The sequence below is a fragment of the Caulobacter sp. LjRoot300 genome (assembly GCF_964253875.1).
Classification (GTDB): Bacteria; Pseudomonadota; Alphaproteobacteria; order Caulobacterales; family Caulobacteraceae; genus Caulobacter.
On the sequence record NZ_CAXUSA020000004.1, the window covers coordinates 444,411 to 469,747 of the forward strand.

Here is a 25,337-nt window from a genome sequence, read left to right on the forward strand (position 1 = left end):
AAGTCTTTTTGCGGCGACCTGTGGCCTTTAAGTCGCCCCGGCTCGCCCTTTGGGACCGCTACCTAGGCCGCCATGTACTGGCCGCCGTTCAGGGTGAGGGTGGCGCCGGTCACGAAGCCCGCCCGCTCGCCGGCCAGGAACGCGACCATGTCGGCGATCTCCTCGCCCTTGCCCAGGCGCCCGACGGGGATGCCGGCGATGATGCCGGCCAGGACGTTCTCGGGCACGGCCGCGACCATCTCGGTGTCGATATAGCCCGGGCAGATGACGTTGACCGTGACGCCCTTCTTGGCGTTCTCCAGGGCCAGGGCCTTGGTGAAGCCGATCAGCCCGGCCTTGGCGGCCGAGTAGTTGGTCTGGCCCATCTGGCCCTTCTGGCCGTTGATGGAGCTGATGTTGATGATCCGGCCCCAGCCGCGCTCGCGCATGCCCTCGATGACCGGGCGGGTCATGTTGAAGGCCGAGTCCATGTTGACGCGGATGACCTCGGACCACTGCTCGTAGGTCATCTTGTGCAGCATGCCGTCGCGGGTGATGCCGGCGTTGTTGACCAGCACCTCGACCGGACCCAGCTCGGCCTCGACCGTCTTGACGGCCGCGGCGCAGTCGTCGAACGAGCCGACATTGCCCTTGACCACCATCACGCCCAGGGTCTTGGCGCAGGCCGCGGCGGCCTCCTCGTTGCCGGAATAGCCGGCCGCCACCTTCATGCCGTCGGCCACGAGGCGCTCGCAGATGGCCCGACCGATGCCCCGGGTGCCGCCGGTCACGAACGCAACTCTCGCCATGGTATTCTCCCGCTAGTGTTCTTATGGTTGAGCGCAACCGCCGACGGGGGGCAAGCCCTCGTCGGCGACGTCACGAAGATTTCTTGGTTCAGATCGCCTCGACGCACATGGCCACGCCCATGCCGCCGCCGATGCACAACGTGGCCAGGCCCTTCTTGGCTCCGGAGCGCTTCATCTCGTGGATCAGGGTGGTCAGGATGCGCGCGCCCGAGGCGCCGATCGGGTGGCCGATGGCGATGGCGCCGCCGTTGACATTGACCTTGGCCGGATCCAGGCCCAGCTCGCCGACCACGCACAGCGACTGGGCCGCGAAGGCTTCGTTGGACTCGACCAGATCGAGGTCCGACACCGTCCAGCCGGCCTTTTCCAGGGCCTTCCTGGAGGCCGGGATCGGGCCGGTGCCCATGATCTCGGGCTCGACGCCGGCGTTGGCCCACGAGGCGATCCGCACCAGGGGGGTCAGGCCGCGCTTCTTGGCCTCGTCGGCGCTCATCAGCACCAGGGCGGCGGCGCCGTCGTTGAGGCCCGAGGCGTTGGCGGCGGTGACCGTGCCGTCCTTGGCGAAGGCCGGCTTGAGGCCCGAAATGCCGTCCAGGGTCACGCCGTGACGGATGAACTCGTCCTTGTCGACGACGGTGTCGCCCTTGCGGCCCTTGATGGTGACCGGGGCGATCTCGGCGTCGAACTTGCCGGCCTTCTGGGCGGCCTCGGCCTTGTTCTGGCTGGCGACGGCGAACCTGTCCTGGGCCTCGCGGGTGATCTGCCAGCGGGCGGCGATGTTCTCGGCGGTCTGGCCCATGTGGTAGCCGTGGAAGGCGTCCCACAGGCCGTCCTTGATCATGGTGTCGACGAACGACAGGTCGCCCATCTTCTGGCCGTTACGCAGCGCCTGGGCGTGCGGGGCCTGGCTCATGCTCTCCTGGCCGCCCGCCACCACGATGTCGGCGTCGCCGGCGGCGATCTGCTGGGCGCCCAGGGCCACGGCGCGCAGGCCCGAGCCGCACAGCTGGTTCAGGCTCCAGGCCGGGCTCTCGACCGGGATGCCGGCGTTGACCGAGGCCTGGCGGGCCGGACCCTGGCCGGCGGCGGCCTGCAGCACCTGGCCCAGGATCACCTCGTCGACGTCGGCCGGCGTGATGCCGGCCCGCTCGACGGCGGCCTGGATGGCCAGCTTGCCCAGTTCATGGGCCGGCAGGCTGGACAAGGCGCCGAGGAAGGATCCAACGGGGGTGCGGGCGGCGGAAACGATGACGATGTCGCTCATGGCGAGGTGGCTCCCGAGACGTGTTCCGGGCGCTCCTCGCGGACGCGGCGCCCATGATTTTGCAGTGCAATATCACCTTGCATAAAGGCGCGGGGTTCGTCACCTGCACATTTTCACGGGATGTTGCGAGGTCCAAGCGCCGCCGGTACTGGCGCCATGCCTTTGCATCCGCGATAGTGCGATGCGAAAAGGCGGAGATAACGCTGTCCTAGGGAATGAAATGTCCGAGAACAACGAAAACGGCGAAACGCCTTCGGCCAAGGCCGGAGAGAAGGGCGCCGGCCACAAGGTCGTCATCAAGAAGTACGCCAACCGTCGTCTCTACAACACCGCGTCTTCTTCCTACGTCACCCTCGATCACCTGTCGGACATGGTGAAGGAGGGGGTCGACTTCGTGGTCTACGACGCCAAGACCAACGACGACATCACCCGCTCGGTGCTGACCCAGATCATCTTCGAGGAAGAGAACCGCGGCGGCGGCCAGAACCTGCTGCCGATCCAGTTCCTGCGCCAGCTGATCGGCTTCTACGGCAACTCCATGCAGGCCTTCCTGCCCAGCTACCTGGAGATGTCGCTGGAAAGCTTCACCAAGCAGCAGGAGCGCATGCGCACCCAGTTCGCGGGCCTGACGCCGGGCGTGGGCGGGACCAAGGGCATGCCGGGCATCGGGGTCTACGAAGAGCAGATCCGCCAGAACATGGCGCTGTTCGACCGGGCGATGAAGATGTTCTCGCCGTTCGCCTACGCCCGGTCCGACGACGCCGCCGCGCCCGCCCCGGCCGAGCCGCCGCCCCCGGCCGCCGCCCCGCCGTCCGTGCCCAGCGAGGACTCCCTGGCCGACCTCAAGCGCCAGCTGGAAGCCATGCAGCAGCAGATCGAGAAGCTGGCGACCAAGCCGTAGAGAACGATTGGGAGAACGATTGGGGACAGGCGCATGCGCCTGTCCCCAGCCGGATCCACGATCCCTTAACCACGCCGGCTGACCCGGCCTTAACCGTCATCGGCCACAACTCTTCACCATGAACGGCCCGATCGATCCCATCCGCCGCGCCGCGGCCGCCCGCCGGGCGCTGCCCGCGCCCCGCGACGCCGACCGTCCCGAAACGGACGGCGAGGAAGACGTGACCTTTGTGCGCGACGAGCAGCCGGCCGCCGCCCCGCCGCCGCCTCGCCGCGGCGCCTTCGCGACCTTCGCCGCCCACCTGATGGGCCAGAGCGGCCAGAAGCGCGGCCTGCGCGGTGGGCAGGAAGTGCTCGACGCGGCGCGCTCGACCTACCTCGGCACGGAATATTCCGGCCCGGCCGACCGCCGTCCCAAGGCCGGCCTGATCAAGAAGACCGAAATCTAGCGTCTCAAGCGGGCGATCTCGGCCTCGAGCGCGGCGACCCGCCCCTCCAGCATCGCCACCTTCTGATCCAGCGACGGCGCGTCGATCGGCGAAGGCCCCGCGTGGGCGCCGACCCCCGCCCGGCGCGCGGCTTCGGCCAGCGGCACACCCAAAAGCTCGGCGAAGGCGGCGATCTGGGCGGCGGTCAGCTCGCGCTGGTCCTTGTAGGCCAGGGCCAACTCCTCGCCGGTCATGCCGGCGACGGCGGCCAGCACCGTCCGCGACAGCCCCCGCTCGGCCAGCCGCGCGTCGTACCAGGACTGGTCGAAGAACAACGCCATGGGCGAAGGCTAGCGCAGGAGCCGGCGTTGGCGCCAGTCTTGCTTGGTGGCGAGGGCGTTCAGACCCCCGAGACCCATCATGCTGCTCAGCGTCGTCACCCGCTTCTTCGACATCGCCGTCGTGACCCTGATCTTCACGGCCCTGACCTAGCGCCATGCTTGGGGACAGGCGCATGCGCCTGTCCCCGTCCGCGCCTAGAGCAAGCCGCGCGATATAGGAATCGCGCACCTTGCTCTAGACTTTTGTTTTCGCATCGCTTTTGCGGAAAACCGGCGTCCACTTTTCCGCGCGATGCTTTACGCGCTCTCCAGCAGCATCATCGTGCCCTGGCCGCCGTCGGCGCAGATGCTGACGATCGCCTTCTCGCCCTTGGGCCGGGTGGCCAGTTCCTTGACCGCCTGGCTGAGGATCCGCGCGCCGGTCGCCCCGAACGGGTGGCCGAGCGCCAGGCTGCCGCCGGTGGGGTTCATCCGCTCGCGCGGGAACGGGCCCAGGTCGGCCTCGACCCCCGCCTTGGTCCTGCGGAAGGTCTCGTCCTCCCAGGCGGCGATGTGCGACAGCACCTGGGCGGCGAAGGCCTCGTGGATCTCCCACAGGCCGACGTCGGCGTATTTCAGGCCGTTGCGGGCCAGCAGGCGCGGCACGCCATAGGCCGGGGCCATCAGCAGGCCCTCGTGGCGCAGGTCGATCGAGGTGACCTCGTAGTCGACCACCTTCACGCGCGGCGTGGTCGCGGGCAGGCGGGCCAGGCCCGCCTCGGACGCCACCCAGATCGCGGCGGCGCCGTCGGTCAGGGGCGAGGAATTGCCGGCCGTCAGCGTGCCCTGGCCGCTGGTCTTGTCGAAGGCGGGACCCAGCTTGGCCAGCTTCTCCAGCGTCGAGTCCTTGCGGGGGATCGCATCGCGCTTGAGATCGCCGACCGGGATCACCAGGTCGTCGAAGAAGCCGGCCTCCCAGGCGGCCACCCCGTGCTGGTGGCTTTCGAAGGCGATCTGGTCCTGGTCGGCCCGCGAGAGCTTCCATTCTTTCGCCGTGATCTCGGTGTGCTCGCCCATCGACAGGCCCGTGGTGCGGTTGGCGACCTTGGGGATCCACAGTTTCAGGTCGCTGGCCTTCAGTTTGCCCAGGTGCGCCAGCTTCTGGCCGAACGTCTTCGCGGCCTGGAAGCCCTTGAGCCAGTCGGAGAAGGCGATGCTGGCCCCGACCTGGACCTTGCTCATGCTCTCGACCCCGCCGACCAGGGCCAGGTCGCGGCCGCGCCCGTCGATCATGCCGGCCGCCTCGATCACGCCGATCATGCTGGTCGAGCAGGCCATGATCGTCGAGAAGGCCGGGATGGTCGGGTCGGCCCCGGCGTCCAGCAGCACCTCGCGGGCGATATTGCTCCAGGTCAGGTTGGGGATCACCGTGCCCCAGATCGCGAAGTCGGGCCTAGCGCCCCCTTCTTTCTGGGAGAGTTGGGCGAGCATGGCTTGCACCACCGGGACCGACAGGGCGATGGCGTCATAAGCCTTCAGTGGACCGTCGACCTTGGCGAAGGGGGTGCGAAGACCGGCCGCCAGCCAGATGTCGGGTTTGGACGCCATGGTCGTGATCCTTCGGGAAACCTCGGATGTCAGCATGACGCGGCTTGGCGGCAAGGGTCTTGTCGAAATTGGTGCTGGCCGGGGACATGCCCTTTCGGCTTGTCCCCTTCCGACGCGCCGATCTTGGTGGGGACACGCCCAAGGGCATGTCCCCGGCTGCGCCTAGCGCGCGTCGCCGAAATCCACGTCGCGGCGGGCCGAGACGATGGTGACGATGAAGCCGGCCAGCACGTCCAGCAGCACCATCATGGTCAGCAGGAAGAATACCGAGGTGCCGAAGGCCGGGAACAGCAGGAACTCGACCAGGCAGCCGATGAACAGCACCATCGACAGCGAGTGGTTGACGATCGCGATCCTGCGGCTGGTCGTCGACTTCAGCAGCTCGACGAACAGCACCACCAGGGCCGCGGCGATCAGCAGGTCGCCCAGGCTGACGGCCCAGTCGGCCTTGGAGGTCATGCGGATGGTGAACAGCTGCTCGGCCAGGCGGTACTGGGCGGCGTTGGCGGCGAAACCGCCCGCGAAGGTCAGGACGACCAGGTTGTAGACCAGCACCGGCAGGACCAGCAGCGGCAAAGCGGCGAACATGGTTGGCTCTCCCCCGAAGACCGGCCCAGAAGGTCAGGCTTAACGGGTTTCGCGGCTTCCCGAAAGGCGGCCGTTGGCAAGTTGGACGGCGCGGCGGTGCGTCCTTCGAGGCCCGCTGCGCGGGCGCCTCAGGATGAGGAGCTCCGTGCTGGATTTCCTCATCCTGAGGTGCGCGCTCCTGAGCGCGCCCCGAAGGACGCACCGAGTTCAGACCTCGTCCACGCCCTGCGGGTTGCGGGCCCGGGTCTGCAGCCACATCACGCCCAGCAGGTCGGACACCGAGGCCTTGAGCCGGCCGAAATTGGTGTATTTCGACACCCCGCTCTCGCGGTGGCGATGGTTCACCGGCTGGAACGCCACCTGATAGCCCTCGCGCAGCATCAGGGCCGGGATGTAGCGGTGGATGTGATCGAAATAGGGCAGCCGCAGGAAGGCCTCGCGGCGGAAGGCCTTGAGCCCGCAACCGGTGTCGTTGGCGGTGTCCCGCAACAGGCGCTTGCGCACGCCGTTGCCGAACTTCGAGGCGAAGCGCTTGGCCGAACTGTCCTGGCGCTTGACCCGCTCGCCGCCCACCAGGGCCAGCTCGGCCGGCGCCGCCTTGAGGGCCTTGGCCAGGCGCGGCGCGTCGGCCGGGTCGTTCTGGCCGTCGCCGTCCAGGGTGACGACGATCGGGGCGCGGGCGGCCAGCACGCCGCTGCGCACGGCGCGGCTCTGGCCCGAGTTCTTGCGGTGGCTCAGCACCCGCAACTGCGGGATCTCGGCCTTCAGGGCGACCAGCAGGGCCTTGGTGTCGTCGCGGCTGGCGTCGTCGATGAAGATGATCTCGTGGTTCTCGCCCGCGAAGGCGGCCGCGATCTCGCGCGCCAGGGCGGGAGCCGCCCCGCCCTCGTCGAAGACGGGCACGACGACGGAATAGTCGGGAAGGGCGCTAGCGTTCATCGCCCTCTCATAGCGCAAAAATAGCCTAAAAGAAGGATCGTGCTATTCCACCATGATGACGCTTGAATCTCGCCTGGATGACTGGAGCCGCGGCTGGCGCGGTCCGCTGTTCGCGGCCCTGGTGGCCTTGGTCGCCGGCCTGCCCGGCCTGTTCGCCATGCCGCCGCTGGACCGCGACGAATCGCGCTTCGCCCAGGCCACCGCCCAGATGCTGGAAACCGACGACATGGTCGTGATCAAGTTCCAGGACCAGCCACGCTTCAAGAAGCCGGTCGGCATCCACTGGCTGCAGGCGGCCAGCGTCACCGCCTTCTCGGCCGCCGAGGACCGCGGGATCTGGGCCTATCGCATCCCGTCGCTGCTGGGCGCCATGCTGGCCGCGGCGGCCTGCGCCTGGGGCGCTTCGGCCCTGCTGGGTCCGAAAACCGGCCTGCTTGCCGGCGGCATCCTGGGCGCGACGATCCTGCTGTCGACCGAGGCGTTCATCGCCAAGACCGACGCGGCCCTGTGCGGCTTCACCACCCTGGCCATGGCGGCCGTGGCCCGGATCTACGCGGCGCATCTTGCCGGCGGGAAGGTTCATCGTTGGACCAAGCTGGCCTTCTGGATCGGCCTGGCCATGAGCGTGCTGATCAAGGGTCCGGTCGGGCTGATGGTGGTGGCGCTCAGCGTCGCGGCCCTGTGGATCTGGGACCGCAAGGCGCCGTGGATCAAGGACCTGGGCTGGGGCTGGGGCCTGACCCTGGCGGCGGCCATCGTCCTGCCCTGGGCGATGATGATCACCGTGGCCACCGACGGGGCGTTCTGGTCGACCGCCGTGGGCAGCGACCTGGCCCCAAAGCTGGCCGGCGGCCAGGAAAGCCACGGCGCGCCGTTCGGGGTTTACGCCCTGGCGGCCTTCCTGCTGGTGTTCCCGGTCAGCCTGCTGCTGCCGTCCGGTGTCATGCTGGGCTGGACCGGCCGCAAGGAGGCGGGCGTGCGTTTCGCCCTGTGCTGGCTGATCCCGACCTGGCTGGTGTTCGAACTGCTGCCGACCAAGCTGGTCCACTACACCCTGCCCGCCGTGCCGGCCCTGGCCATGCTGATGGCCGCCTCGCTACGGGCGCCCTTGCCTCGGATTCCCCGCCTGATCGGCGCGATCCTTTCGGCCCTGGCCGGACTGATCTTCGGCGCCGGGGCCGTCTACCTGCAGGTCGAGTACGGCGATCCGTCCGACCTGCCGGCGACCGTCCTGACCGCCCTGCTGTTCGCGGCCGCCGGCGTGGTCGGCGCTTTCCTGCTGATGCGCCGGACCGCCGCCATCGCCCTGGTCACGGCCGGAGCGCTGGGGATCGCCGCCCACGCGGCCCTGGTCGGCCTGCTGGTCCCGCGGCTCGAGCCGCTGCTGCTCTCGCCGCGCCTGGAGAAGGCCCTGGAACAGGCCGACCTCGCGCCTCGCGGCGGGGCCCCCGGCCCCGTGGCGGTCACCGGCTATTCCGAGCCCAGCATGATCTTCCTGCTGGGCACCACCACCGAGCTGACCGACCCGGTCGGCGCGGCCCAGGCGGTCGCCCAGGGCCGTCCCGCCGTGGTCGAGGGCCGCCAGGACAAGGCCTTCCGCGCCGCCCTCGCCGCCCTGGGCCAGGCCGCCCGGCCGGCCGGGGTGGTCGACGGCTTCGACTATTCCGACGGCGACAAGGAGCGCCTGACGCTCTATCGCGGCGCGCCGATCCAGCCCGGCGACGAGGCGGACGAGGCCGGCGAAGAGACCGCCGAAACCCAAGCGGAGGCCCGCCCATGAGCCGCTTCATCCAGATCGTCGAGGTCGGCCCGCGCGACGGGCTGCAGAACGAGAAGCTGTCCCTGCCGGTCGATGAGAAGCTGGACCTGATCCGCCGGCTGGAGGCCGCCGGCGCCCGGCGCATCGAGACCGTGTCGTTCGTCAATTCCAACCGCGTGCCGCAGATGGCCGGGGCAGAGGAGATCCAGGCCGCGCTGACCCCGGACCTGGAGCGCTCGCGGATCGGCCTGGTGCTGAACATGCGCGGCTGGGAGCGCTGCGTGGCCGCCCAGTGCGACGAGGCCAATGTGGTGGTCTGCGCCACCGACGGCTTCGGCCTGGCCAACCAGGGCGCGACCGCCGCCCAGCAGGTCGACGCCCTGGCCGCCATCGTCGAGCGCCAGGCGGTGGAAGGCGGCCCGCCGATCACCGCCACGATCTCGGTGGCCTTCGGCTGCCCGTTCGATGGAGAAGTCTCCGAAGACCAGGTCGTGGCCATCGCCCGCGAGGCCGCGTCGATGGGCGTGGCCGAGATCGCCATCGCCGACACCATCGGGGTCGCCGATCCGTGGACCGTCCGCCGGCGGATCGAGGCCGTGCGCGCCGCCGCCCCGGACGTCCGCCTGCGCCTGCACTTCCACGACACCCGCAACACCGGCCTGGCCAACGCCTATGCCAGCGTCGAGGCCGGGGTCGACGTGCTGGACGCCTCGGTCGGCGGCCTGGGCGGCTGCCCGTTCGCCCCGAACGCCACCGGCAACATCGGCACCGAGGACCTGGTCTACATGCTGGAGCGGGCCGGATTCGAGACCGGCTATGACCTGTCGGCCCTGATCGAGATCGGCCGCCAGATCAGCGAACGGCTGGGCAAGGCTCCGGCGTCTTCGCTGGCGCGGGCGGGCGGGTTTCCGGGCTAGACCCGATCCCGCGATCGGGGACAGGCGCATGCGCCTGTCCCCAGCCGAAAACCCTAGATCGGCCGCCCCGTGATCTTCCAGATCATCGGCCGCGAGACGCTCATCAGCAGGATGGCCGGGGCCAGCAGCACGGCGATCACGTAGCGCTGGACGGTGTCGGCCCGCTTGATGAAGTAGCGCGACAGGCCCACGCCCTTGTGGAACTCGACCTTCAGCGGGTGCTCCAGGCTGGTGTGGCCCAGGTGGATGACCTCGGCGGCCGGCTGGAACAGCACCTGGCCGCCGGCCTGGCGCGCGCGCCAGCACAGGTCGATGTCCTCGACATGCAGGAAATAGCCCTCGTCGAAGCCGCCCAGCAGTTCGAAATCCGCGCGGCGCAGGGCGAAGCAGGCGCCGGAGATGGTCGGCATCGGCACGGGCGCCTCGGGCAGGGTCTCGTCCTCGCGGTGGATCTCGAACTTGGCCAGGCTTTTGAACACCGATGTCAGGTGGCCGAAGCTGAGCAGGGTGGTGACAGGCGTGACCTCGCCGCGGCGGCCGCCGCGCTGCTCGGTGCCGTCGGTGTTCATCACCCGCGCCCCGACCACGGTGGGAACCGGCTGGTTCTCGAAGGCCGAGACCAGGGCTTCGATGCAGCCGTCTTGCAGGTTGGCGTCGGGATTGAGGAAGACGATGTATTCGCCCCGCGCGGTCTCGGCCCCCATGTTGGCGCCGCGCGCGAAGCCGACATTGCCGTGCCCCTGCTGCAGCACGACCCGCGCCTCGGCGCGTCCAAGGGCGCGCAGCCGTTCGGCCTCCGCGGGCGGCGAGCCGTTGTCGATGATCACGAACTCGTCGACCCGCGGCTCGGCCAGCACGTGCTCGATGCTTTTGATCAGGGCTTCTCCCGTTTGGTAGACCACCATGACCACCGAGACGCGCGGCCGGATCGGCCGCGCGCCCGTGACGAAGGTCGAATGCGAGGGAAGAATACTGTTCATCAGGCCCGCGCCAACTCCACAGGCGCCGCCGCGACGCGGTCACGGGCGAGGTCCGGCGGGGTGGCTTCCTCGGTCAGGGCGCGCACGGCGTCCTCCAGAGACAGCACCCTCTGCCCCTCGCCGCCGAGGCGGCGCAGGGCGACTTCTCCGTTCTCGGCTTCCTTGCGTCCGACCACAGCAATCACCGGCACCTTCGCGAGACTGTGTTCGCGAATCTTGTAGTTGATCTTCTCGTTCCTGAAATCGACCTCTGCGCGAACGCCCAGGGAAGTCAATCGGTCGGCCACGCGTTGGGCGTAGTCGTCGGCGTCCGACGTGATCGTGGCCACCACGACCTGGGTCGGCGCCAGCCAGAGCGGCAGATGGCCGGCGTAGTTTTCCAGCAGAATGCCGATGAAGCGCTCGAACGAGCCCAGGATCGCCCGGTGCAGCATGACCGGCCGCTGCTTGGAGCCGTCCTCGGCCACGTATTCGGCGTCCAGGCGCTCGGGCAGCACGAAGTCCAGCTGCAGCGTGCCGCACTGCCAGACCCGGCCGATGGCGTCCTTCAGCGAGAATTCCAGCTTGGGGCCGTAGAAGGCGCCTTCGCCCTCCTGCAGGACCAGGGTCTCGCCCGCCGCCTCGGCGGCCGCCGACAGCGCCGCCTCGGCCTTGTCCCAGACCTCGTCCGTGCCCGCGCGAAGCTCCGGACGCGTCGAGAACTTGGTGTCGGCCAGATGCATGCCGAGGTCGCTATAGACGCTGCGCAACAGTTCGATGAAGCGGGCGGATTCCTCCGTGACCTGCTCTTCGCGGCAGAAGATGTGGGCGTCGTCCTGGGTGAAGGCCCGCACCCGCATGATGCCGTGCATGGCGCCGGACGGCTCGTAGCGGTGGCAGGCGCCGAACTCGGCCATGCGCAGCGGCAGCTCGCGATAGCTCTTCTGGCCGACGTTGAAGATCTGGATGTGGCCGGGGCAGTTCATCGGCTTGACCGCCAGGACCTCGCCCTCGGCGCTCTCGCACATGAACATGGCGTGGCCGAACTTCTCGGCGTGGCCCGAACGCTCCCACAGGCTCTTGTCGAGGATCTGCGGCGTCTTGACCTCGCGATAGCCGGCCGCGTCCAGGCGGCGGCGCATATAGGCCTCCAGCGCCAGGTACAGCGTCCAGCCCTTGGGGTGCCAGAACACCATGCCCTTGCCCTCTTCCTGGATGTGGAAGAGGTCCATGGTCTTGCCCAGCTTGCGGTGGTCGCGCTTCTCGGCCTCCTCGATGCGCTTGAGGTGCGCCTCCAGATCGGCCTCGCTGGCCCAGGCCGTGCCGTAGATGCGCTGCAGCTGGGCGTTGTTCTGGTCGCCGCGCCAGTAGGCGCCGGCCAGCTTGGTCAGCTTGAAGGCCTTGCCGACATGCTTGGTCGACGGCAGGTGGGGACCGCGGCACAGGTCCTTCCACTTGCCCTGGTGATAGACCGTGATCGTGTCGCTGGCCGGCAGGTCGCGGATGATCTGGGCCTTGTAGCTTTCGCCCATGGCCTCGAAGTCGGCGATGGCCGCGTCGCGGTCGACCTCCTCGCGCGTGATCTTCTCGTCGCGGTCGACGATCTCGCGCATGCGCTTTTCGATCACCGCCAGGTCATCCAGGCTGAACGGCTCGTCGCGGGCGAAGTCGTAGTAGAAGCCGTCCTCGACATTGGGGCCGATCGTCACCTGGGTGCCGGGGAACAGCTCCTGCACGGCCTCGGCCAGCACGTGGGCCGTGTCGTGGCGGATGGTGTCGAGCGCCTCGGGGGCCTCGCGCGTGATGATCTCGAACTTGTTGCCGCCGCCCAGCAGGTCGGGCGTCAACGGACGATCCAGGTCCAGCAGCTGGCCGTCCAGCTTGATCAGCAGGGCCTTCTTCTCCAGCGACTTGGAGATCGAGGCGGCCACGTCGCGGCCGCTCGCCCCGTCAGGATACTGGCGGGCCGAGCCGTCGGGGAAAATCAGGTCGATCATTCTTCACATTTCCACTTGCGCGGCGCGCGGGGCGGAGGCGGCGGGTCGTACCCGGAGCCGCCTAACGGATTGCATCGGCAAATCCGTCCCACCGCGAGCCAGGACCCCTTCAGGGGTCCATGATCCTTGAGCGCCTGGGCCGCGTATTCCGAGCAGGTCGGCAAATAGCGGCACTGACGCCCGATGAAGGGCGAGAGCGTCGTCTTGTAGGCCCGCAGGCCCAGGTCGACGGTGCGTTCGTAGAGTGTCATGCCGGCGCTTTCGCGAACGGAGTCGGGACCTTATCGACTAGCGAAAAGTTCCGATCAAGCGGCGCCGACGCGGCTAGTTCGGGATTGGGTCGCCGCTGTGGCCTGGCGGACAGCCTCGACCGTGGCCTCGAACGCCAAAAGCGTCGAGGCGTGACGGGCGGGATAGTCCTTGACCGGCTCCAGCACGGCGAGCTCCGCAAATCGGCCCTGGGGAGGCGGGCCGCCTGACTTCAGCATAGCGCGCAAGGCGTCGCGGGCCAACTCGATCTCGGCAAGGTCGGCCCCGACCACCTGGGCGCCGAGGATCGCGGCCGAGGCCTGGCCCAGGGCGCAGGCGGCCACGTCCTGGGCGAAGTCGGCGACCTTGCCGTCCTGCACCGTCACGTCGACGACGATCCGGCTGCCGCACAGCTTGGCGGTCTTCTCGGCGCTGGCGTCCGGCGCGGCCAACCGCCCAGCCCGGGGCATGTTGGCCACCAGGGTGAGGATGCGGGCCGAATAGAGGTCGTCGATCATGCCGGTTATGTGGGGGTGTTCTGGCGCTGCGACCAGAGGAGCTCGGCCCGCGCCTTCACCGCTTCGCCCATCCGGGTGAAGGCGGCCCTCAGGCGCCGCCGCTCGTCGCGGCTGACGAAGCGGACCAGCGGCCCCATGAACAGCTCGCCGTTCGAGAAGGTCGAGCCGATGTCGCTCATCTTCTCGATCTCCAGGTAACGGATGGCGGTGACGAAGCCCTTCAGCCGCTTGGTGCGCCAGTGCAGCTGCTCGTAGGGCACCCAGTCCTGGACCACCGCCTCGATCGCCGTGACCGACTCCTCGCCGATCACCAGGTCGAAGCGCAGCGGGGTGCCGATGCGCAGCTCGCCTTCCATGCGCGGATGGACCGGGTTCCAGTCCTTCCAGGCGGCGAAGTCGGAGACCACCTCCCAGACGATCTCGGCGGGGGCCAGCACCCCGGTACGGTATTCTACGGCGCGTTGCATGTCTTCTACTCGATGAACCCGAGCCCGCTCGCCTTCTGGAAGACCGGCAGGTCGAGGGACGGCGGGTCGATCCCGGCCTGGCTGAGCAGGCCATGGACCTGGCCGCGATGGTGGGTCTGGTGGTTGAAGACATGGGCCAGGGCGGCCCACAGCGGCTGGGTCACCGTCGCGCCGTCGGCCATCCGCGTCCAGCGGAACGCGCCGGCCAGCTGCGCGTCGGTCAGGGTGGCGACGTGGTCCGACAGGGCCGCGTCCTCGTGGACCCGCGCCTCGCGCAGGGTCGCCAGGTCGTCGAAGATCACCGCGTCCAGGGCGTGCGGCGGCAGGGCCTCGCCCCGCAGCCGCGCCAGCCACATGCGGTCGGTGACGATCAGATGGTTCAGCGCGCCGTGGATCGAGCCGAAGAACGCCCCGCGCTCGGCCTTGTAGTCCGCCTCGTCCAGCAGGGCGCAGGCCGCGTGGACGCGGTGGTTGGCCCAGGCGTTGTAGCCGGCGAACATCTGGAAAAGGGCGTGCATCTAGAAACTCCGCTCATCCCGGCGAATTATGAGTGTAGTTTAGCCCTACACCAATCCCTATTCACCGATCGGGGACAGGCGCATGCGCCTGTCCCCGTCCGCTGTCACCCCTAGTCCTTCATCCGCCAGGTGGCGCCGGCCGGGCCGTCCATGACCACCACGCCCAGACCGTCCAGCTCGGCGCGAATGGCGTCGGCGGCGGTCCAGTCCTTGGCGGTCCGGGCCTCGACCCGGCGCTTGAGCAGGTCCTCGACCTTGGCCTTCAGGTCGTCGTCGGCGTCGCCCTCGAACCAGGCGTCCGGGTCGGCCTGCAGGAAACCCAGCAGGCCGGCGGAGGCCAGGAGCCGGCCCTTGTTGGCGGCGATCGCCGGCTCGTCGCCGGCCGTCACCGCCCGCTCGATGGCGCTGGACAGCTCGAAGAAGCCCGACACCGCCAGCGGCGTGTTGAGGTCGTCCGACAGGGCCGCCATCACCTCGTCCGAGGGCTCGGACTCGCCGGCCTCGATGCTCTTGGCGCGGCGCAGGGCGCCGTACAGCCGGTCCAGGGCCTTGCGGCTCTGCTCGATCAGCTCCGGCGTCCAGTCCAGCGGCTGGCGGTAGTGGCCCGACAGCAGCGCCCAGCGGATCACCTCGCCGGGCGTGGTCTCCAGCAGTTCGTGAGGGATGATCACATTGCCCAGGCTCTTGGACATCTTCTCCCCCGACATGTCGAGGAAGCCGTTGTGCAGCCAGTAGTTGGCCAGGACCGGCTGGTCGTGGGCGCAGCGGCTCTGGGCCAGTTCGTTCTCGTGGTGCGGGAAGGTCAGGTCGATGCCGCCGCCGTGGATGTCGATGGTCCGGCCCAGGGCCTTGTCGATCATGGCCGAGCACTCGATGTGCCAGCCCGGCCGGCCCGCGCCCCAGGGGCTGTCCCACTCGGGCTCGTTTTCCTTGGACGGTTTCCACAGCACGAAGTCGGCCGGATGACGCTTGTAGGGCGCGACCTCGACCCGGGCCCCGGCGATCATGTCGTCCAGGTCGCGGCCCGACAGCTGGCCGTAGTCGGGAAAGGCCTGGGTGTCGAACAGCACGTGGCCCTCGGCGGCATAGGCCTTGCCGTTGTCGACCAGCTTGCCGATCATCTCGACGATCGGGCCCATGTGCTCGGTGGCCTTGGGCTCCAGGGTCGGGCGCAGGGCCAGCAGGGCGTCGGCGTCCTGGTGGTAGGCGGCCAGGTAGCGGTCGGTGATCACCTTGATCGCCACGCCCTCGGCCGTGGCCTTGGCGTTGATCTTGTCGTCCACGTCGGTGACGTTGCGGGCATAGACCACCGCGTCCTCGCCATAGACGTGGCGCAGCAGGCGGAACAGCACGTCGAACGCCACGACGGGGCGGAAATTGCCGATATGGGCGTGGTTGTAGACCGTCGGCCCGCAGACATACATCGTCACCCGGCTCGGATCGGCGGGGGCGAAGTCGCGCTTCTCGCGCGCCATGGTGTCGTACAGCTTGATGGTCATGGGAACGGGGCGGCCTGACGTCGCGGGAGTGTTGCGGGGATACGGGTTGGCCCCATATAACGAGAGCACGCGCGCACGACCATGGTTGAAATGGCTCAAGGCGCGCGACGGGTGGCACGCGTAATTCCAGGGCGAAAGGCGTCCTGGCGCAACTCAGCCCGTGGAAAGACCCTTCCCGCACATGGACGCACTGACCCGCGAGCGAACCCTGATCGGCCTCGACAGCGATACCGGTCTTGATCTTGAACCCGCCCAGCGCCCCACCCGAGACGCGGCCATGGCCGCCGTCCGGACCCTGCTGGCCTGGGCCGGCGACAACCCCGACCGCGAAGGCCTGCTCGACACGCCCCAGCGCGTGGTCGACGCCTATGGCGAATGGTTCGCCGGCTATGGCGGCGACCCGGCCGTCGAGCTGTCGCGCACCTTCGAGGACGTGCAGGGCTATGACGACATGGTCATGCTGCGCGGCATCGACGTGCAGAGCCACTGCGAGCACCACATGGCGCCGTTCCTGGGCAAGGCCTGGGTGGCCTACATGCCCACCGGCAAGGTCGTGGGCCTGTCCAAGCTGGCGCGGCTGGTCGAAATCTTCGCCAAGCGTCTCCAGACCCAGGAGACCATGACCATGCAGGTGGCCGACGCCATCGAGGACCATCTCAGCGCCGCCGGCGTGGCCGTGCTGATCGACGCCGAGCACCAGTGCATGTCGACCCGCGGCGTCCACCACCACGACGTCTCGACGATCACCACCCAGTTCCGCGGCGTGTTCAAGACCGACAAGGTCCTGCAGCAGCGGTTCATGGACCTGGTGACGCGGAAGTAGGTTGAAAGTCCGTGCGTCCTTCGAGGCCGCTTCGCGGCGCCTCAGGATGAGGAACTTTGTGCTGACTTCCTCATCCTGAGGTGCGAGTCATAGGCGAGCCTCGAAGGACGCAAGGCGTTTCAGTGGGGGCGTGAAGATGTTGAAGACCTGTCTGGCGGCCCTGGCCGTCGCGATGACGGCGAGCGTGACGATGGCGCAGACTCCAAAAGCTCCTTGGGACTCCGAAATCCTTCCCCCCGCCCTGCCCTGGCATGGGGCCAGCGAAAGGTTGGTCGCCAAGCCGTCCGACCCGTGGATCACGCCGTCCGAGCGGACCGGCCTGACCGCCTCGCCGACCTACGCCGAGACCCGCGCCTGGTTGGAAAAGCTCGACGCCGCGTCGCCGCTGATCCGCATGGAAAGCTTCGGCAAGTCCCCCGAAGGCCGCGACCTGCTGGTCGTCTACGCCGGCAAGGACGGCGCGAAGCTCGATCCGGACAAGCCGGTGCTGCTGGTCCAGGCCGGCATCCATCCGGGCGAGATCGACGGCAAGGACGCCGGCATGATGCTGCTGCGCGACATGGCCTTTCACGGAAAGGACGCCCTGCTCGACAAGGTCAACCTGATGTTCGTGCCGATCTTCAGCGTCGACGGCCACGAGCGGGCCAGCCCCTACAGCCGCCCCAACCAGCGCGGCCCGGCGGTGCAGGGCTGGCGCCACACCGCCCAGAACCTCAATCTCAACCGCGACTACGGCAAGCTCGACTCGCCGGAGATGCGGGCGATGATCGGCCTCATCAACCGGGTCAGGCCCGACCTCTACATGGACGTCCACGTCACCGACGGTGAAGACTACCAGTACGACATCACCTATGGCTGGGCCGGCTACCAGGGCGACTTCGCGCGGTCCAAGGCGACCAGCGCCTGGCTCGACCACAGCTTCCTGCCGGCCACCGAGGCGGGCCTGAAGGCGGCGGGCCACATTCCCGGCCAGCTGGTCTTCGCCCTGGACGACCGCGACCCCAAGAAGGGCCTGGGCGCCTCGCCGGCCAGCCTGCGCTATTCCAACGGCTATGGCGACGCCGCGCGGATCGCCACGGTTCTGGTCGAGAACCACTCGCTCAAGCCTTACCGCCAGCGAGTGCTGGGCACCTATGTGCTGATCGAAGAGTCCCTGAACGGGACGGGGCCGCCCTGCGGGCCGCCGAGCAGCAGGACCGCGCCCAGCGCCCCGCCGTGGTCAAGGCCAATTTCGGGACCAGTTTCGGCGGCGGCGGCAAGCCGCTGCACACCGTAAGCTTCCTGGGCGTGCAGTACGAGACCTACGACTCCCCCGCCTCGGGCCGAAGGGAGGTGCGCTGGCTGGGCAAGCCCGATCCCGAACCCTGGCGGCTGCCGCTTTACACCAGCGAGCCGGCGCTCGATCTGATCCCGGCCAAGGCCTACTGGATCTCCTCGGCCAAGCCCGACGTGATCGAGCGCCTGCGCATCCACGGCGTGGCGATGGAGACCCTGACCGCGCCCAGGGCCGTGTCGGTCGACATGATCCGCTTCACCGCCCCCAAGCTGGCGCCTCGCGCCAATGAGGGCCATGTCGAGATCGCCGCCGGCCCGGTCACTCACGAGACTCGCACGGTGACCTTCCCCGCCGGCTCGGTCCGCGTGCCGACCGACCAGCCGCTCGGTGAGATGGTCACCCTGCTGATGGAGCCCGAGAGCGACGAGAGCTTCTTCGCCTGGGGCATGTTCCCCGAGGTGCTGCAGCGGGTGGAATATATCGAGGGCTACGCCATCGCCCCGCTGGCCGAAAAGATGCTGGCCGCCGATCCGACGCTGAAGGCCGAGTTCGAGGCCAAGCTGGCGACGGACCCCAAGTTCGCCGCCGATCCGGACGCGCGCCTGGGCTGGTTCTATGCCCGCACGCCCTATTACGACGACCACTACCGGCTCTATCCGGTGGGTCGGGAGCTTTAGATTGGCTTGGCGGCATATCGACAGCTGGGGCCCCGCGGCCGACGAGTTACGCCTCGATATTGACGGACCCGTCCTCATCGAATTGCCGACAGGTCGTGTCCCTGTCGATCTTTGGCTCAAGAATTTCGGGGGCGCCAAAGGCACGCTGATCGTCACGGATTATGAGGTGATCGCTCCCTTCAGCAAGGCGATCATCGCCGCGGGCTTTGCCTATTCCGTTTTCGAGGCGGGCGAGTCTCGCCTTTCCCGGGAGGCCGTTCTCGACCTCCTTCGAGATTGGACCTGGACCGGTCCGACAAAAAGCCGACCCGCCTGGCTCGACGAGACGCCTTAGTCGCCTCCCCGACGATCGGTCTTGCCAGCCCCGTCGAACGCGGGGCCTTATGCCGGCCAGTTCGACTTCGAGTTTCGCGAGTGACGACCGATGGACACCCTCGCTTCCGGACACGCCGCCGCCCTGTGGGTCGGGCTGCACGTCCTGCTCCTGCTGACCCTGTCGCTGCTGGTCGTGCGTCTGCGGCAGAAGCACAAGGTCGCTCTTGGGGATGAAGGCATACCGGAGCTGGCCCGCGCCATCCGCGCCTTCGGCAACGCCAGCGAGTACATCCCTGTCGGCCTGGCGGCGATCATCGTCCTGGCCCTGGTCGGCGCCCCGCCGCTGGCCATCCACGTGGTCGGGCTGGTGCTGCTGGCCGGGCGGTTGATCCACGCGGTCGGCCTGTCCAACAGCGGCGGCGCCTCGATCCCGCGCGCCATCGGCATGATCTGCACCTGGGTGGCCTACATCTTCGGCGCGGTGGCCCTGCTGTTCTACGCGATCGGCTGATCGCTCCGCCTTCCGAAGCCGGAGCGCTTGCCCCCGCCCCGCGCCCTCGTCCATAAGACCGCATGGACGAAAACCTGTTGCATGACATGCTCGCCGCCGCGCGGACCGCGGGCGCCGACGCCGCCGAAGCCGTGTTCGCGCAGCGCCAATCCCTCTCCGTCGGCGTCCGCCTGGGCGAGCTGGAGGAGGTCGAGCGCGAGGAGTCCCGCGACGTCGGCCTGCGGGTGTTCGTCGGCAGGCAGAGCGCCACGGTGTCGGGCTCGGACATCTCGGCCGAGGGCCGCGCCAAGCTGATCGACCGGGCCGTGGCCATGGCCCGCCTGGCCCCCGAGGACCCCTACGCCGCCCTGGCCCCCGCCGAACGCCTGGCCCGCGGTCCGTTCCACGACCTGGACCTCTTCGACCCGACCGAGCCCGCGGCCGAGACCCTGGAGGCCCAGGCCCGCGAGGCCGAGGCCGCGGCCCGCGCGGTCGAGGGCGTGACCAATTCCGATGGCGGCTCGTCGTCGTGGAGCGCCTCGACCTGGCGGCTGGTCACCAGCGAAGGCTTTTCCGGCCTGCACCAGGCCAGCGGCTTCGGCGTTTCGGCCTCGGCCATCGCCGGCGAGGGCGCGGGCATGGAGCGCGGCGGCGAAGGCCGCTCGACCCGCCACGCCGCCGACCTGCCCTCACCCGAGAGCATCGGCCGCAAGGCCGGCGAGCTGGCCGTCGCCAAGCTGAACCCGCGCAAGCTGGACTCCACCACCGCCCCGGTGATCTTCGAGAACCGCCTGGCCATCTCGCTGCTCAGCCCGCTGATCGGCGCGATCTCGGGCCCGTCGATCGCCCGCGGGACCTCGTTCCTGAAGGACAGGCTGGGCCAGCAGATCTTCGCCAAGGGCGTGACCCTGCTGGACGATCCCTTCCGCCCGCGCGGCCTGGGCTCGGCCCCGTTCGACGACGAGGGCGTGGCCTGCGAGGCGCGCGCCCTGATCGACGACGGCGTGCTGACCACCTGGATCATGAACATCGGTTCGGCCTTGCAGCTGGGCCTGCGGAGCACCGGCCATGCCTCGCGCGGCCTGGCCGGTCCGTCCGGCGTCTCGACCCATAACCTGACCCTGCAGCCGGGCGACCGCGACCTGGCCGGCCTGATGGCCGACGCCGGGACCGGCCTGCTGGTGACCTCGATGTTCGGCCCCTCGCTGAACGGCAACACCGGCGACTGGTCGGTGGGCTGCTCGGGCTTCTGGTTCGAGAACGGCGTCTCGACCGGCCCGGTCACCGAGATCACCGTGGCCGGCAACCTGATCGACATCTACGCCCGCCTGGTCCCCGGCTCGGACCTTGAGATCCGCGGGGCCAGCAACAGCCCCTCGGTGCTGGTCGACGCCCTGGCGATCGCCGGAAAATGACCGACCTGGACCTTATCCTGACGGCGGCGCGCGAGGCCGGGGCCCTGGCGCTCTCGGCCCGCGAGGGCGGACTGAAGGTCTGGTCCAAGGACGGCGGCTCGCCGGTCACCGACGCGGACCTGGCCGTCGACACCCTGCTGAAGGACCACCTGGGCGCGGCCCGGCCGGCCTATGGCTGGCTGTCGGAGGAGACCGCCGACGCCCCCGCGCGCCTTGCGACCCCGCGCCAGTTCGTGGTCGACCCGATCGACGGCACCGTGGCCTTTATGAAGGGCAAGCCGTGGTTCGCGGTGTCGATCGCCGTGGTCGAGGCCGGCCGCCCGGTGGCCGCCGTGGTCCACGCGCCGGCCCTGGACGAGACCTACGCCGCCACCCTGGGCGGCGGCGCCACCCTGAACGGCGCGGCGATCAGCCCCAGCGACACCGACGACCTCGAGGACGCCGCCATGCTGGGCGACGCCAAGATGTTCGCCCATCCGGCCTGGATCGAGCCCTGGCCGCCGATGCGGGTGGAGAGCCGCAACTCGATCGCCTATCGCCTGTGCCTGGTGGCGGCCGGCGCCTTCGACGCGGCCGTCGCCCTGTCGCCGAAGAACGAGTGGGACCTGGCCGCCGCCGACCTGATCTGCGCCGAGGCCGGGGCGGTGCTGAGCGACCACAAGGGCCGCGCCTTCACCTATAATCGGCCAAATCCGCTGCTTCCGAGCGTCGTTTGCGCCAATCGCGCGCTTCACCCGTTGATCCTGTCACGCGTCGGGCATATCGACCTGCCGCAACGATAACTTCCGCGCAGGAAATTCCACGCCATGAGCGACAAGCAGCTTCTTCACCTCGTGATCGGCGGTGAACTGAAGAACGTTTCCGACGTCGAGTTCCGCGACCTGAGCCAGGTCGAGTTCGTCGGCGCCTACGCCAGCTACGCCGACGCCCACAAGGCCTGGAAGGCCAAGGCCCAGGCCACGGTCGACAACGCCCACGCGCGCTATTTCATCATTCACGCGCACAAGCTGCTGGATCCGAGCACGGACTGATCCAGACCCTCCCCCCGTGGGGGAGGCGGCCGAAGGCCGGTGGGGGGAGTTATAGGATCGTCGATCCTGCACGCGGCTGAGATCGCATCGCTCCCCCCACCGTCGGCTTCGCCGACACCTCCCCCACGGGGGGAGGACCTGAAAACTACTCCCGCCGCAGCAATCCCTCGGTCACGATCCCGCCGATCATTCCGGCCCGGAAGTCGGCCTTGATCTTCACCGGGTCGTAGTCGGGGCTCTCCACCCACTGGGTGAAGGTCAGGCCCTTGGGGGCGGCGTCGGTCAGGTAGCGCTCGAAGGTGTAGTCCAGCACGCCGGTCTTGCCCTGCTTGATGTGCAGGTACTTGAACGACAGCTGCTCCATCGCCGCCTCGATCGGCAGGCCCAGGCGGTAGTGGGCGTAGAGCACGCTCATGATCCCCGCCCGGTCCGCGCCCGACTTGCAGTGCATCAGGGCCGGATATTCGATGGTCTCGAAAAGGTCGCGCGCGCCCAGCACCCGCTCCTTGATCGGGACCTCGCGCGAGGTGATCACGAAGTCGACCATCTTCAGGCCCAGCTTGTCGCAGGCGTATTTTTCCAGGGCGTAGAAGCTGCCGTCGAACCCGCCGCGCAGGTTGATGACGGTCTTGATCCCCTGCTTCTTCCAGGCCGCCAGCTGGTGCGGCCACGGCTGGTTGGTGCGCACCAGTTCGGGGCTGATCCAGTGGTCGTTCTTGAAGCCCAGGCGCAGATAGGCGTGATCGTTCCACAGATAGGAAAGATAGGTGCGAAACCGTCCCCAGCGGGTGGTCGTGTCGTAGCCGGGCAAGCAGGCGATCCTTCGTGAACGAGACCTAATTAGGCGCCACAGCCCTGTAATGCAAAAGCCACAGCGCCGCACCCCCGCCGCATTGGCGAGCCATGGTCCAGCTTGACAGTCCCGCCCCGACATCCGACCCCTGCCGCCATGACCGATCCCGCCGCGCCCCAAGCCACCAACCGCGCCCTCGCCGCGCGGATCTGGCGCGATTACCTCAAGCCCCGCCGAAATCGACTGATCCTGGCGATGCTGAGCGCCGCGATCGTCGCCGGGCTCAGCAGCGCCCTGGCCCTGGTCACCCAGCCGGCGGTCGATCACCTGATCACCCACCCCGTGCCGGGCGCGCTGGTTCGGATTCCGCTGCTCATCGTCGCGATCGCCTTGGCGCGCGGTCTGTTTCAGGTGCTGCAGACGACGTCGATCAACCGCATCGGCAACGGCGTGGTCGGCGACATGCAGGTGCGGCTGTTCGGCAAGCTGGTGCGCTCGGACCTGGCCCGGCTGCGCGGCGCCCATTCCGGCTCGTACGTCTCGTCGATGCTCTACGACGCCACGCTGATCCGCGAGGCGGCGACCAACGGCCTGGTCAACTACACGCGCGAGATCCTGACTGTGATCGGCACGGTGATCGCCATGTTCCGGCTCGACTGGATCCTGGCGACCGGCGTGCTGGTCATCGCGCCCCTCGCCAGCCTGTTCATCCGGCGGTTCTCCAAGAAGACGACCAAGGCCGCCAAAGGCGCCATGGGCGAGACTTCCAACCTGTCGACCGCGATCATGGAAAGTCTGGACGGCGTCAAGATCGTCAAGATGGAGAACCGCGAGACCTACGAGGAGGGCCGCGTGGCCGCCGTGGTCGAGCGGCGCCAACGCCACCTGATCAAGGGCTCCAACGCCAAGGCCATGGCCGCCCCGGCCACCGAGACCTTCGGCGCCGTCATCACCGCTGGGGTCTTCGCCTATGCCGGATGGCGGGCGACCACCGGCGGCATGACCGCCGGGACCTTCACCGCCTTCCTGATCGCCCTGGGCATGGCCCTTCAGTCGCTGCGCCAAGTCGCCAACCTGCAGACGGTGTTCAGCGAGGGCTTCACCGCCGCCCGCCGGCTGTTCGAGCAGCTGGACGTCGAGCCGGCCATCGTCGATCCGGCCGACGCCAAGGTCCTGCCCTCCGGCGAGGCGACCATCGCCTTCGATCACGTCAGCTTCGCCTATGGCGACAACGCCCCGGCCCTGCACGACGTGTCGCTCCAGGCCCGGCGCGGCGAGACCGTCGCCCTGGTCGGACCGTCGGGCGGCGGCAAGAGTTCGCTGCTGAACCTGATCCCGCGCTTCTACGACGTCACCGCCGGCGCGGTGACCATCGACGGCCACGACGTGCGCGGCGTGACCCTGGCCTCCCTGCGCGACCGCATCGCCCTGGTCACCCAGGAGCCGTTCCTGTTCGACGACACCATCCGCGCCAACATCGCCTACGCCCGGCCCAGCGCCGCCGAGGACGAGATCGAGGCCGCGGCCCGCCAGGCGGCGGCCCACGACTTCATCTCGGAGCTGCCCCTGGGCTACGACACCCTGGTCGGCGAGGCCGGCGCGCGGCTGTCGGGCGGCCAGCGCCAGCGCATCGCCATCGCCCGCGCCTTCCTGAAGGACGCCCCGATCCTGCTGCTGGACGAGGCGACCAGCGCGCTGGACACCGAGAGCGAGGCCCAGGTCCAGGCGGCGCTGGAGCGGCTGATGGCCGGCCGCACCACCATCGTCATCGCCCACCGCCTGTCGACCGTGAAGGACGCCGACCGCATCTATGTGATCGACCGCGGCCGGGTGGTCGAGACCGGGACCCACGCGGCCCTGGTGCGCCACAAGGGCCTCTACGCCCGCCTGGCCAAGGCCCAGGACCTGGACCACCTGCCCCCCAATACTCAAGATGGGGCGTCCCCGGAGGTCGGCGCTTGAGACCGCTGCGCTGGCCCTTCGTCGTCTGGCTGCTGTCGTCGGTCTTCGCCGGCTATTCCAAGCTGGTGTTCCGCACCCTGCGCCTGACCCGCGAGGGCCAGGAACACGCCGAGGCGGTCTGGGCCCAGGGCCGCGACACCGGCGTGGGCGCGATCCTGTGCTTCTGGCACGCGCGCATCCCGATGTCGCCGCTGACCTGGCCGCAGAGCCCGGACCGCCAGGACATGCGGGCCCTGATCTCGCGCTCGGCCGACGGCGAGTTCATCGCCCAGACCGTCGAGAAGCTGGGCTTCCCGGCGATCCGCGGCTCGTCGACCAAGAAGACCGACCCGGCCAAGAACAAGCACGGCGAGCAGGCCTTCCGCGACATGATCAAGTGGGTCAAGGACGGCGGCGGCATCGCCATCACCCCCGACGGCCCGCGCGGCCCGGCCGAGCGCATGGAGAAGGGCACGCCCTCCCTGGCCCGGGTGACCGGCGCCCCGGTGATCTTCGTGGGCCTGGCCGCCAAGCCCTGCATCCGCCTGGGCTCGTGGGACCGCACCGTGATCCCCCTGCCCTTCGCCAAGGCCGCCATGGTCTGGAGCGCGCCGACCGCGGCCGGACGCGGGGACAATCCCGACACGCTGGTCGGAGACTGGGCGGCGCAGCTGTCGGCGGTGACCCGGCGGGCGGAGGCGCTGGTGGGGGCGGAGCCGGACGCGGTGTGATTCCGCCGCCGCTTGCCCCCTACGGATCGCTTCGCGATCGTCTTCCCCCAGAGGGGGAAGAGCGCTCCGCCCCCTCGCCGCGACAGACCGCGAAGCGGTCAGGTGGGGGCAAGTTGGTGAGCCGCTG

The 25,337-nt window shown here is 69.0% G+C and carries 28 protein-coding genes; 14 read left to right on the top strand and 14 right to left on the bottom strand.

Annotated features, from left to right (window positions below):
- Positions 1-62 precede the first annotated feature (62 nt).
- Together ACSQ2G_RS16535 and ACSQ2G_RS16540 are read right to left on the bottom strand one after the other, a co-directional pair.
- Complete coding sequence (locus ACSQ2G_RS16535) at positions 63-788, bottom strand: beta-ketoacyl-ACP reductase (RefSeq protein ID WP_436032682.1); 726 nt, start codon at positions 786-788, stop codon at positions 63-65.
- A gap of 88 nt (positions 789-876) precedes the next feature.
- Entirely contained in the window at positions 877-2,052 is a 1,176-nt protein-coding gene (locus tag ACSQ2G_RS16540; RefSeq protein WP_436032684.1) for an acetyl-CoA C-acetyltransferase, read from the bottom strand.
- A 220-nt stretch (positions 2,053-2,272) separates the two neighbouring features.
- Between ACSQ2G_RS16540 and phaR the strand changes: the two genes are divergently transcribed.
- A complete protein-coding gene (gene phaR, locus ACSQ2G_RS16545; RefSeq protein ID WP_436032686.1) occupies positions 2,273-2,953 on the top strand; it encodes a polyhydroxyalkanoate synthesis repressor PhaR in 681 nt (226 codons plus the stop codon).
- A gap of 118 nt (positions 2,954-3,071) precedes the next feature.
- Positions 3,072-3,401, top strand: a complete 330-nt coding sequence (locus tag ACSQ2G_RS16550; protein WP_436032687.1) for a hypothetical protein — start codon at positions 3,072-3,074, stop codon at positions 3,399-3,401.
- On the opposite strand, the gene ACSQ2G_RS16555 is transcribed toward ACSQ2G_RS16550, so the two are convergent.
- From ACSQ2G_RS16555 to ACSQ2G_RS16570, 4 genes are all read right to left on the bottom strand, one after another.
- Entirely contained in the window at positions 3,398-3,721 is a 324-nt protein-coding gene (locus tag ACSQ2G_RS16555; protein ID WP_436032689.1) for a DNA-binding protein, read from the bottom strand. The genes ACSQ2G_RS16550 and ACSQ2G_RS16555 overlap by 4 nt on opposite strands.
- Before the next feature lie 297 nt (positions 3,722-4,018).
- Positions 4,019-5,308 carry an acetyl-CoA C-acyltransferase gene (locus ACSQ2G_RS16560; protein ID WP_436032691.1) on the bottom strand — a complete coding sequence of 430 codons (1,290 nt, stop codon included), beginning with the start codon at positions 5,306-5,308 and terminating at the stop codon, positions 4,019-4,021.
- Positions 5,309-5,470: 162 nt separating this feature from the next.
- Complete coding sequence (locus ACSQ2G_RS16565; protein WP_436032693.1) at positions 5,471-5,896, bottom strand: hypothetical protein; 426 nt, start codon at positions 5,894-5,896, stop codon at positions 5,471-5,473.
- 207 nt (positions 5,897-6,103) lie between these two features.
- Positions 6,104-6,835 carry a glycosyltransferase family 2 protein gene (locus ACSQ2G_RS16570; protein WP_436032695.1) on the bottom strand — a complete coding sequence of 244 codons (732 nt, stop codon included), beginning with the start codon at positions 6,833-6,835 and terminating at the stop codon, positions 6,104-6,106.
- A 55-nt stretch (positions 6,836-6,890) separates the two neighbouring features.
- On the opposite strand from ACSQ2G_RS16570, the gene ACSQ2G_RS16575 reads away from it, so the two are divergent.
- Together ACSQ2G_RS16575 and ACSQ2G_RS16580 are read left to right on the top strand one after the other, a co-directional pair.
- Positions 6,891-8,615, top strand: coding sequence for an ArnT family glycosyltransferase (locus tag ACSQ2G_RS16575; RefSeq protein ID WP_436032901.1), 1,725 nt, complete (start codon positions 6,891-6,893; stop codon positions 8,613-8,615).
- Complete coding sequence (locus ACSQ2G_RS16580; RefSeq protein ID WP_436032697.1) at positions 8,612-9,511, top strand: hydroxymethylglutaryl-CoA lyase; 900 nt, start codon at positions 8,612-8,614, stop codon at positions 9,509-9,511. Before ACSQ2G_RS16575 ends, ACSQ2G_RS16580 begins: the two co-directional genes overlap by 4 nt.
- A 53-nt stretch (positions 9,512-9,564) precedes the next feature.
- Here ACSQ2G_RS16580 and ACSQ2G_RS16585 read toward each other — a convergent pair whose 3' ends face one another.
- The 7 genes from ACSQ2G_RS16585 to cysS form a co-directional block, all read right to left on the bottom strand.
- A complete protein-coding gene (locus ACSQ2G_RS16585) occupies positions 9,565-10,491 on the bottom strand; it encodes a glycosyltransferase family 2 protein (RefSeq protein WP_436032699.1) in 927 nt (308 codons plus the stop codon).
- A complete protein-coding gene (thrS, locus tag ACSQ2G_RS16590; RefSeq protein ID WP_436032701.1) occupies positions 10,491-12,467 on the bottom strand; it encodes a threonine--tRNA ligase in 1,977 nt (658 codons plus the stop codon). Before thrS ends, ACSQ2G_RS16585 begins: the two co-directional genes overlap by 1 nt.
- Positions 12,464-12,718, bottom strand: coding sequence for a membrane protein insertion efficiency factor YidD (yidD, locus tag ACSQ2G_RS16595; protein WP_436032703.1), 255 nt, complete (start codon positions 12,716-12,718; stop codon positions 12,464-12,466). The genes thrS and yidD overlap by 4 nt, the downstream gene beginning before the upstream one ends.
- Before the next feature lie 54 nt (positions 12,719-12,772).
- On the bottom strand, positions 12,773-13,234 hold the full coding sequence (locus ACSQ2G_RS16600; protein WP_436032705.1) for an iron-sulfur cluster assembly scaffold protein: 462 nt from the start codon (positions 13,232-13,234) through the stop codon (positions 12,773-12,775).
- Between the two features lie 5 nt (positions 13,235-13,239).
- Complete coding sequence (locus ACSQ2G_RS16605; protein ID WP_436032707.1) at positions 13,240-13,701, bottom strand: SRPBCC family protein; 462 nt, start codon at positions 13,699-13,701, stop codon at positions 13,240-13,242.
- A gap of 5 nt (positions 13,702-13,706) precedes the next feature.
- Entirely contained in the window at positions 13,707-14,219 is a 513-nt protein-coding gene (locus tag ACSQ2G_RS16610) for a DinB family protein (protein WP_436032709.1), read from the bottom strand.
- 110 nt (positions 14,220-14,329) lie between these two features.
- Complete coding sequence (gene cysS, locus ACSQ2G_RS16615) at positions 14,330-15,718, bottom strand: cysteine--tRNA ligase (protein WP_436032711.1); 1,389 nt, start codon at positions 15,716-15,718, stop codon at positions 14,330-14,332.
- Positions 15,719-15,899: 181 nt separating this feature from the next.
- On the opposite strand from cysS, the gene folE reads away from it, so the two are divergent.
- The 8 genes from folE (at position 15,900) to ACSQ2G_RS16655 (ending at position 21,745) form a co-directional block, all read left to right on the top strand.
- Complete coding sequence (gene folE / locus ACSQ2G_RS16620) at positions 15,900-16,541, top strand: GTP cyclohydrolase I FolE (RefSeq protein WP_436032713.1); 642 nt, start codon at positions 15,900-15,902, stop codon at positions 16,539-16,541.
- A gap of 136 nt (positions 16,542-16,677) precedes the next feature.
- Positions 16,678-17,817 carry a M14 family metallopeptidase gene (locus ACSQ2G_RS16625; RefSeq protein ID WP_436032715.1) on the top strand — a complete coding sequence of 380 codons (1,140 nt, stop codon included), beginning with the start codon at positions 16,678-16,680 and terminating at the stop codon, positions 17,815-17,817.
- Positions 17,757-18,494 (top strand): hypothetical protein, encoded by a 738-nt coding sequence (locus ACSQ2G_RS16630; protein ID WP_436032717.1) that lies wholly within the window; start codon positions 17,757-17,759, stop codon positions 18,492-18,494. The genes ACSQ2G_RS16625 and ACSQ2G_RS16630 overlap by 61 nt, the downstream gene beginning before the upstream one ends.
- A gap of 1 nt (position 18,495) precedes the next feature.
- Positions 18,496-18,828: a hypothetical protein gene (locus ACSQ2G_RS16635; protein WP_436032719.1), complete on the top strand. Its 333-nt coding sequence runs from the start codon at positions 18,496-18,498 to the stop codon at positions 18,826-18,828.
- A gap of 90 nt (positions 18,829-18,918) precedes the next feature.
- Positions 18,919-19,320: an MAPEG family protein gene (locus ACSQ2G_RS16640; protein ID WP_436032721.1), complete on the top strand. Its 402-nt coding sequence runs from the start codon at positions 18,919-18,921 to the stop codon at positions 19,318-19,320.
- Positions 19,321-19,382: 62 nt separating this feature from the next.
- Complete coding sequence (locus ACSQ2G_RS16645; RefSeq protein WP_436032723.1) at positions 19,383-20,714, top strand: TldD/PmbA family protein; 1,332 nt, start codon at positions 19,383-19,385, stop codon at positions 20,712-20,714.
- The gene (locus ACSQ2G_RS16650; RefSeq protein ID WP_436032725.1) at positions 20,711-21,496 is read left to right on the top strand and encodes a 3'(2'),5'-bisphosphate nucleotidase CysQ; all 786 of its coding nucleotides are present in this window, start codon (positions 20,711-20,713) and stop codon (positions 21,494-21,496) included. The genes ACSQ2G_RS16645 and ACSQ2G_RS16650 overlap by 4 nt, the downstream gene beginning before the upstream one ends.
- Before the next feature lie 24 nt (positions 21,497-21,520).
- A complete protein-coding gene (locus ACSQ2G_RS16655) occupies positions 21,521-21,745 on the top strand; it encodes a DUF4170 domain-containing protein (RefSeq protein ID WP_436032727.1) in 225 nt (74 codons plus the stop codon).
- 145 nt (positions 21,746-21,890) lie between these two features.
- Here ACSQ2G_RS16655 and ACSQ2G_RS16660 read toward each other — a convergent pair whose 3' ends face one another.
- Positions 21,891-22,556: a tyrosine-protein phosphatase gene (locus ACSQ2G_RS16660; protein ID WP_028037386.1), complete on the bottom strand. Its 666-nt coding sequence runs from the start codon at positions 22,554-22,556 to the stop codon at positions 21,891-21,893.
- 138 nt (positions 22,557-22,694) lie between these two features.
- Here ACSQ2G_RS16660 and ACSQ2G_RS16665 point away from each other — a divergent pair, with 138 nt between their 5' ends.
- Complete coding sequence (locus ACSQ2G_RS16665; RefSeq protein ID WP_436032729.1) at positions 22,695-24,500, top strand: ABC transporter ATP-binding protein; 1,806 nt, start codon at positions 22,695-22,697, stop codon at positions 24,498-24,500.
- Positions 24,497-25,210, top strand: a complete 714-nt coding sequence (locus ACSQ2G_RS16670) for a lysophospholipid acyltransferase family protein (protein WP_436032731.1) — start codon at positions 24,497-24,499, stop codon at positions 25,208-25,210. Before ACSQ2G_RS16665 ends, ACSQ2G_RS16670 begins: the two co-directional genes overlap by 4 nt.
- Positions 25,211-25,337: the final 127 nt, after the last annotated feature.

What these genes read in the sequence shown, in the direction of transcription:
- ACSQ2G_RS16535 (WP_436032682.1), bottom strand. Translation starts at nt 788, where the DNA reads ATGGCGAGAGTTGCGTTCGTGACCGGCGGCACCCGGGGCATCGGTCGG.
- ACSQ2G_RS16540 (WP_436032684.1), bottom strand. Translation starts at nt 2,052, where the DNA reads ATGAGCGACATCGTCATCGTTTCCGCCGCCCGCACCCCCGTTGGATCC.
- phaR (WP_436032686.1), top strand. Translation starts at nt 2,273, where the DNA reads ATGTCCGAGAACAACGAAAACGGCGAAACGCCTTCGGCCAAGGCCGGA.
- ACSQ2G_RS16550 (WP_436032687.1), top strand. Translation starts at nt 3,072, where the DNA reads ATGAACGGCCCGATCGATCCCATCCGCCGCGCCGCGGCCGCCCGCCGG.
- ACSQ2G_RS16555 (WP_436032689.1), bottom strand. Translation starts at nt 3,721, where the DNA reads ATGGCGTTGTTCTTCGACCAGTCCTGGTACGACGCGCGGCTGGCCGAG.
- ACSQ2G_RS16560 (WP_436032691.1), bottom strand. Translation starts at nt 5,308, where the DNA reads ATGGCGTCCAAACCCGACATCTGGCTGGCGGCCGGTCTTCGCACCCCC.
- ACSQ2G_RS16565 (WP_436032693.1), bottom strand. Translation starts at nt 5,896, where the DNA reads ATGTTCGCCGCTTTGCCGCTGCTGGTCCTGCCGGTGCTGGTCTACAAC.
- ACSQ2G_RS16570 (WP_436032695.1), bottom strand. Translation starts at nt 6,835, where the DNA reads ATGAACGCTAGCGCCCTTCCCGACTATTCCGTCGTCGTGCCCGTCTTC.
- ACSQ2G_RS16575 (WP_436032901.1), top strand. Translation starts at nt 6,891, where the DNA reads ATGACGCTTGAATCTCGCCTGGATGACTGGAGCCGCGGCTGGCGCGGT.
- ACSQ2G_RS16580 (WP_436032697.1), top strand. Translation starts at nt 8,612, where the DNA reads ATGAGCCGCTTCATCCAGATCGTCGAGGTCGGCCCGCGCGACGGGCTG.
- ACSQ2G_RS16585 (WP_436032699.1), bottom strand. Translation starts at nt 10,491, where the DNA reads ATGAACAGTATTCTTCCCTCGCATTCGACCTTCGTCACGGGCGCGCGG.
- thrS (WP_436032701.1), bottom strand. Translation starts at nt 12,467, where the DNA reads ATGATCGACCTGATTTTCCCCGACGGCTCGGCCCGCCAGTATCCTGAC.
- yidD (WP_436032703.1), bottom strand. Translation starts at nt 12,718, where the DNA reads ATGACACTCTACGAACGCACCGTCGACCTGGGCCTGCGGGCCTACAAG.
- ACSQ2G_RS16600 (WP_436032705.1), bottom strand. Translation starts at nt 13,234, where the DNA reads ATGATCGACGACCTCTATTCGGCCCGCATCCTCACCCTGGTGGCCAAC.
- ACSQ2G_RS16605 (WP_436032707.1), bottom strand. Translation starts at nt 13,701, where the DNA reads ATGCAACGCGCCGTAGAATACCGTACCGGGGTGCTGGCCCCCGCCGAG.
- ACSQ2G_RS16610 (WP_436032709.1), bottom strand. Translation starts at nt 14,219, where the DNA reads ATGCACGCCCTTTTCCAGATGTTCGCCGGCTACAACGCCTGGGCCAAC.
- cysS (WP_436032711.1), bottom strand. Translation starts at nt 15,718, where the DNA reads ATGACCATCAAGCTGTACGACACCATGGCGCGCGAGAAGCGCGACTTC.
- folE (WP_436032713.1), top strand. Translation starts at nt 15,900, where the DNA reads ATGGACGCACTGACCCGCGAGCGAACCCTGATCGGCCTCGACAGCGAT.
- ACSQ2G_RS16625 (WP_436032715.1), top strand. Translation starts at nt 16,678, where the DNA reads ATGTTGAAGACCTGTCTGGCGGCCCTGGCCGTCGCGATGACGGCGAGC.
- ACSQ2G_RS16640 (WP_436032721.1), top strand. Translation starts at nt 18,919, where the DNA reads ATGGACACCCTCGCTTCCGGACACGCCGCCGCCCTGTGGGTCGGGCTG.
- ACSQ2G_RS16645 (WP_436032723.1), top strand. Translation starts at nt 19,383, where the DNA reads ATGGACGAAAACCTGTTGCATGACATGCTCGCCGCCGCGCGGACCGCG.
- ACSQ2G_RS16650 (WP_436032725.1), top strand. Translation starts at nt 20,711, where the DNA reads ATGACCGACCTGGACCTTATCCTGACGGCGGCGCGCGAGGCCGGGGCC.
- ACSQ2G_RS16655 (WP_436032727.1), top strand. Translation starts at nt 21,521, where the DNA reads ATGAGCGACAAGCAGCTTCTTCACCTCGTGATCGGCGGTGAACTGAAG.
- ACSQ2G_RS16665 (WP_436032729.1), top strand. Translation starts at nt 22,695, where the DNA reads ATGACCGATCCCGCCGCGCCCCAAGCCACCAACCGCGCCCTCGCCGCG.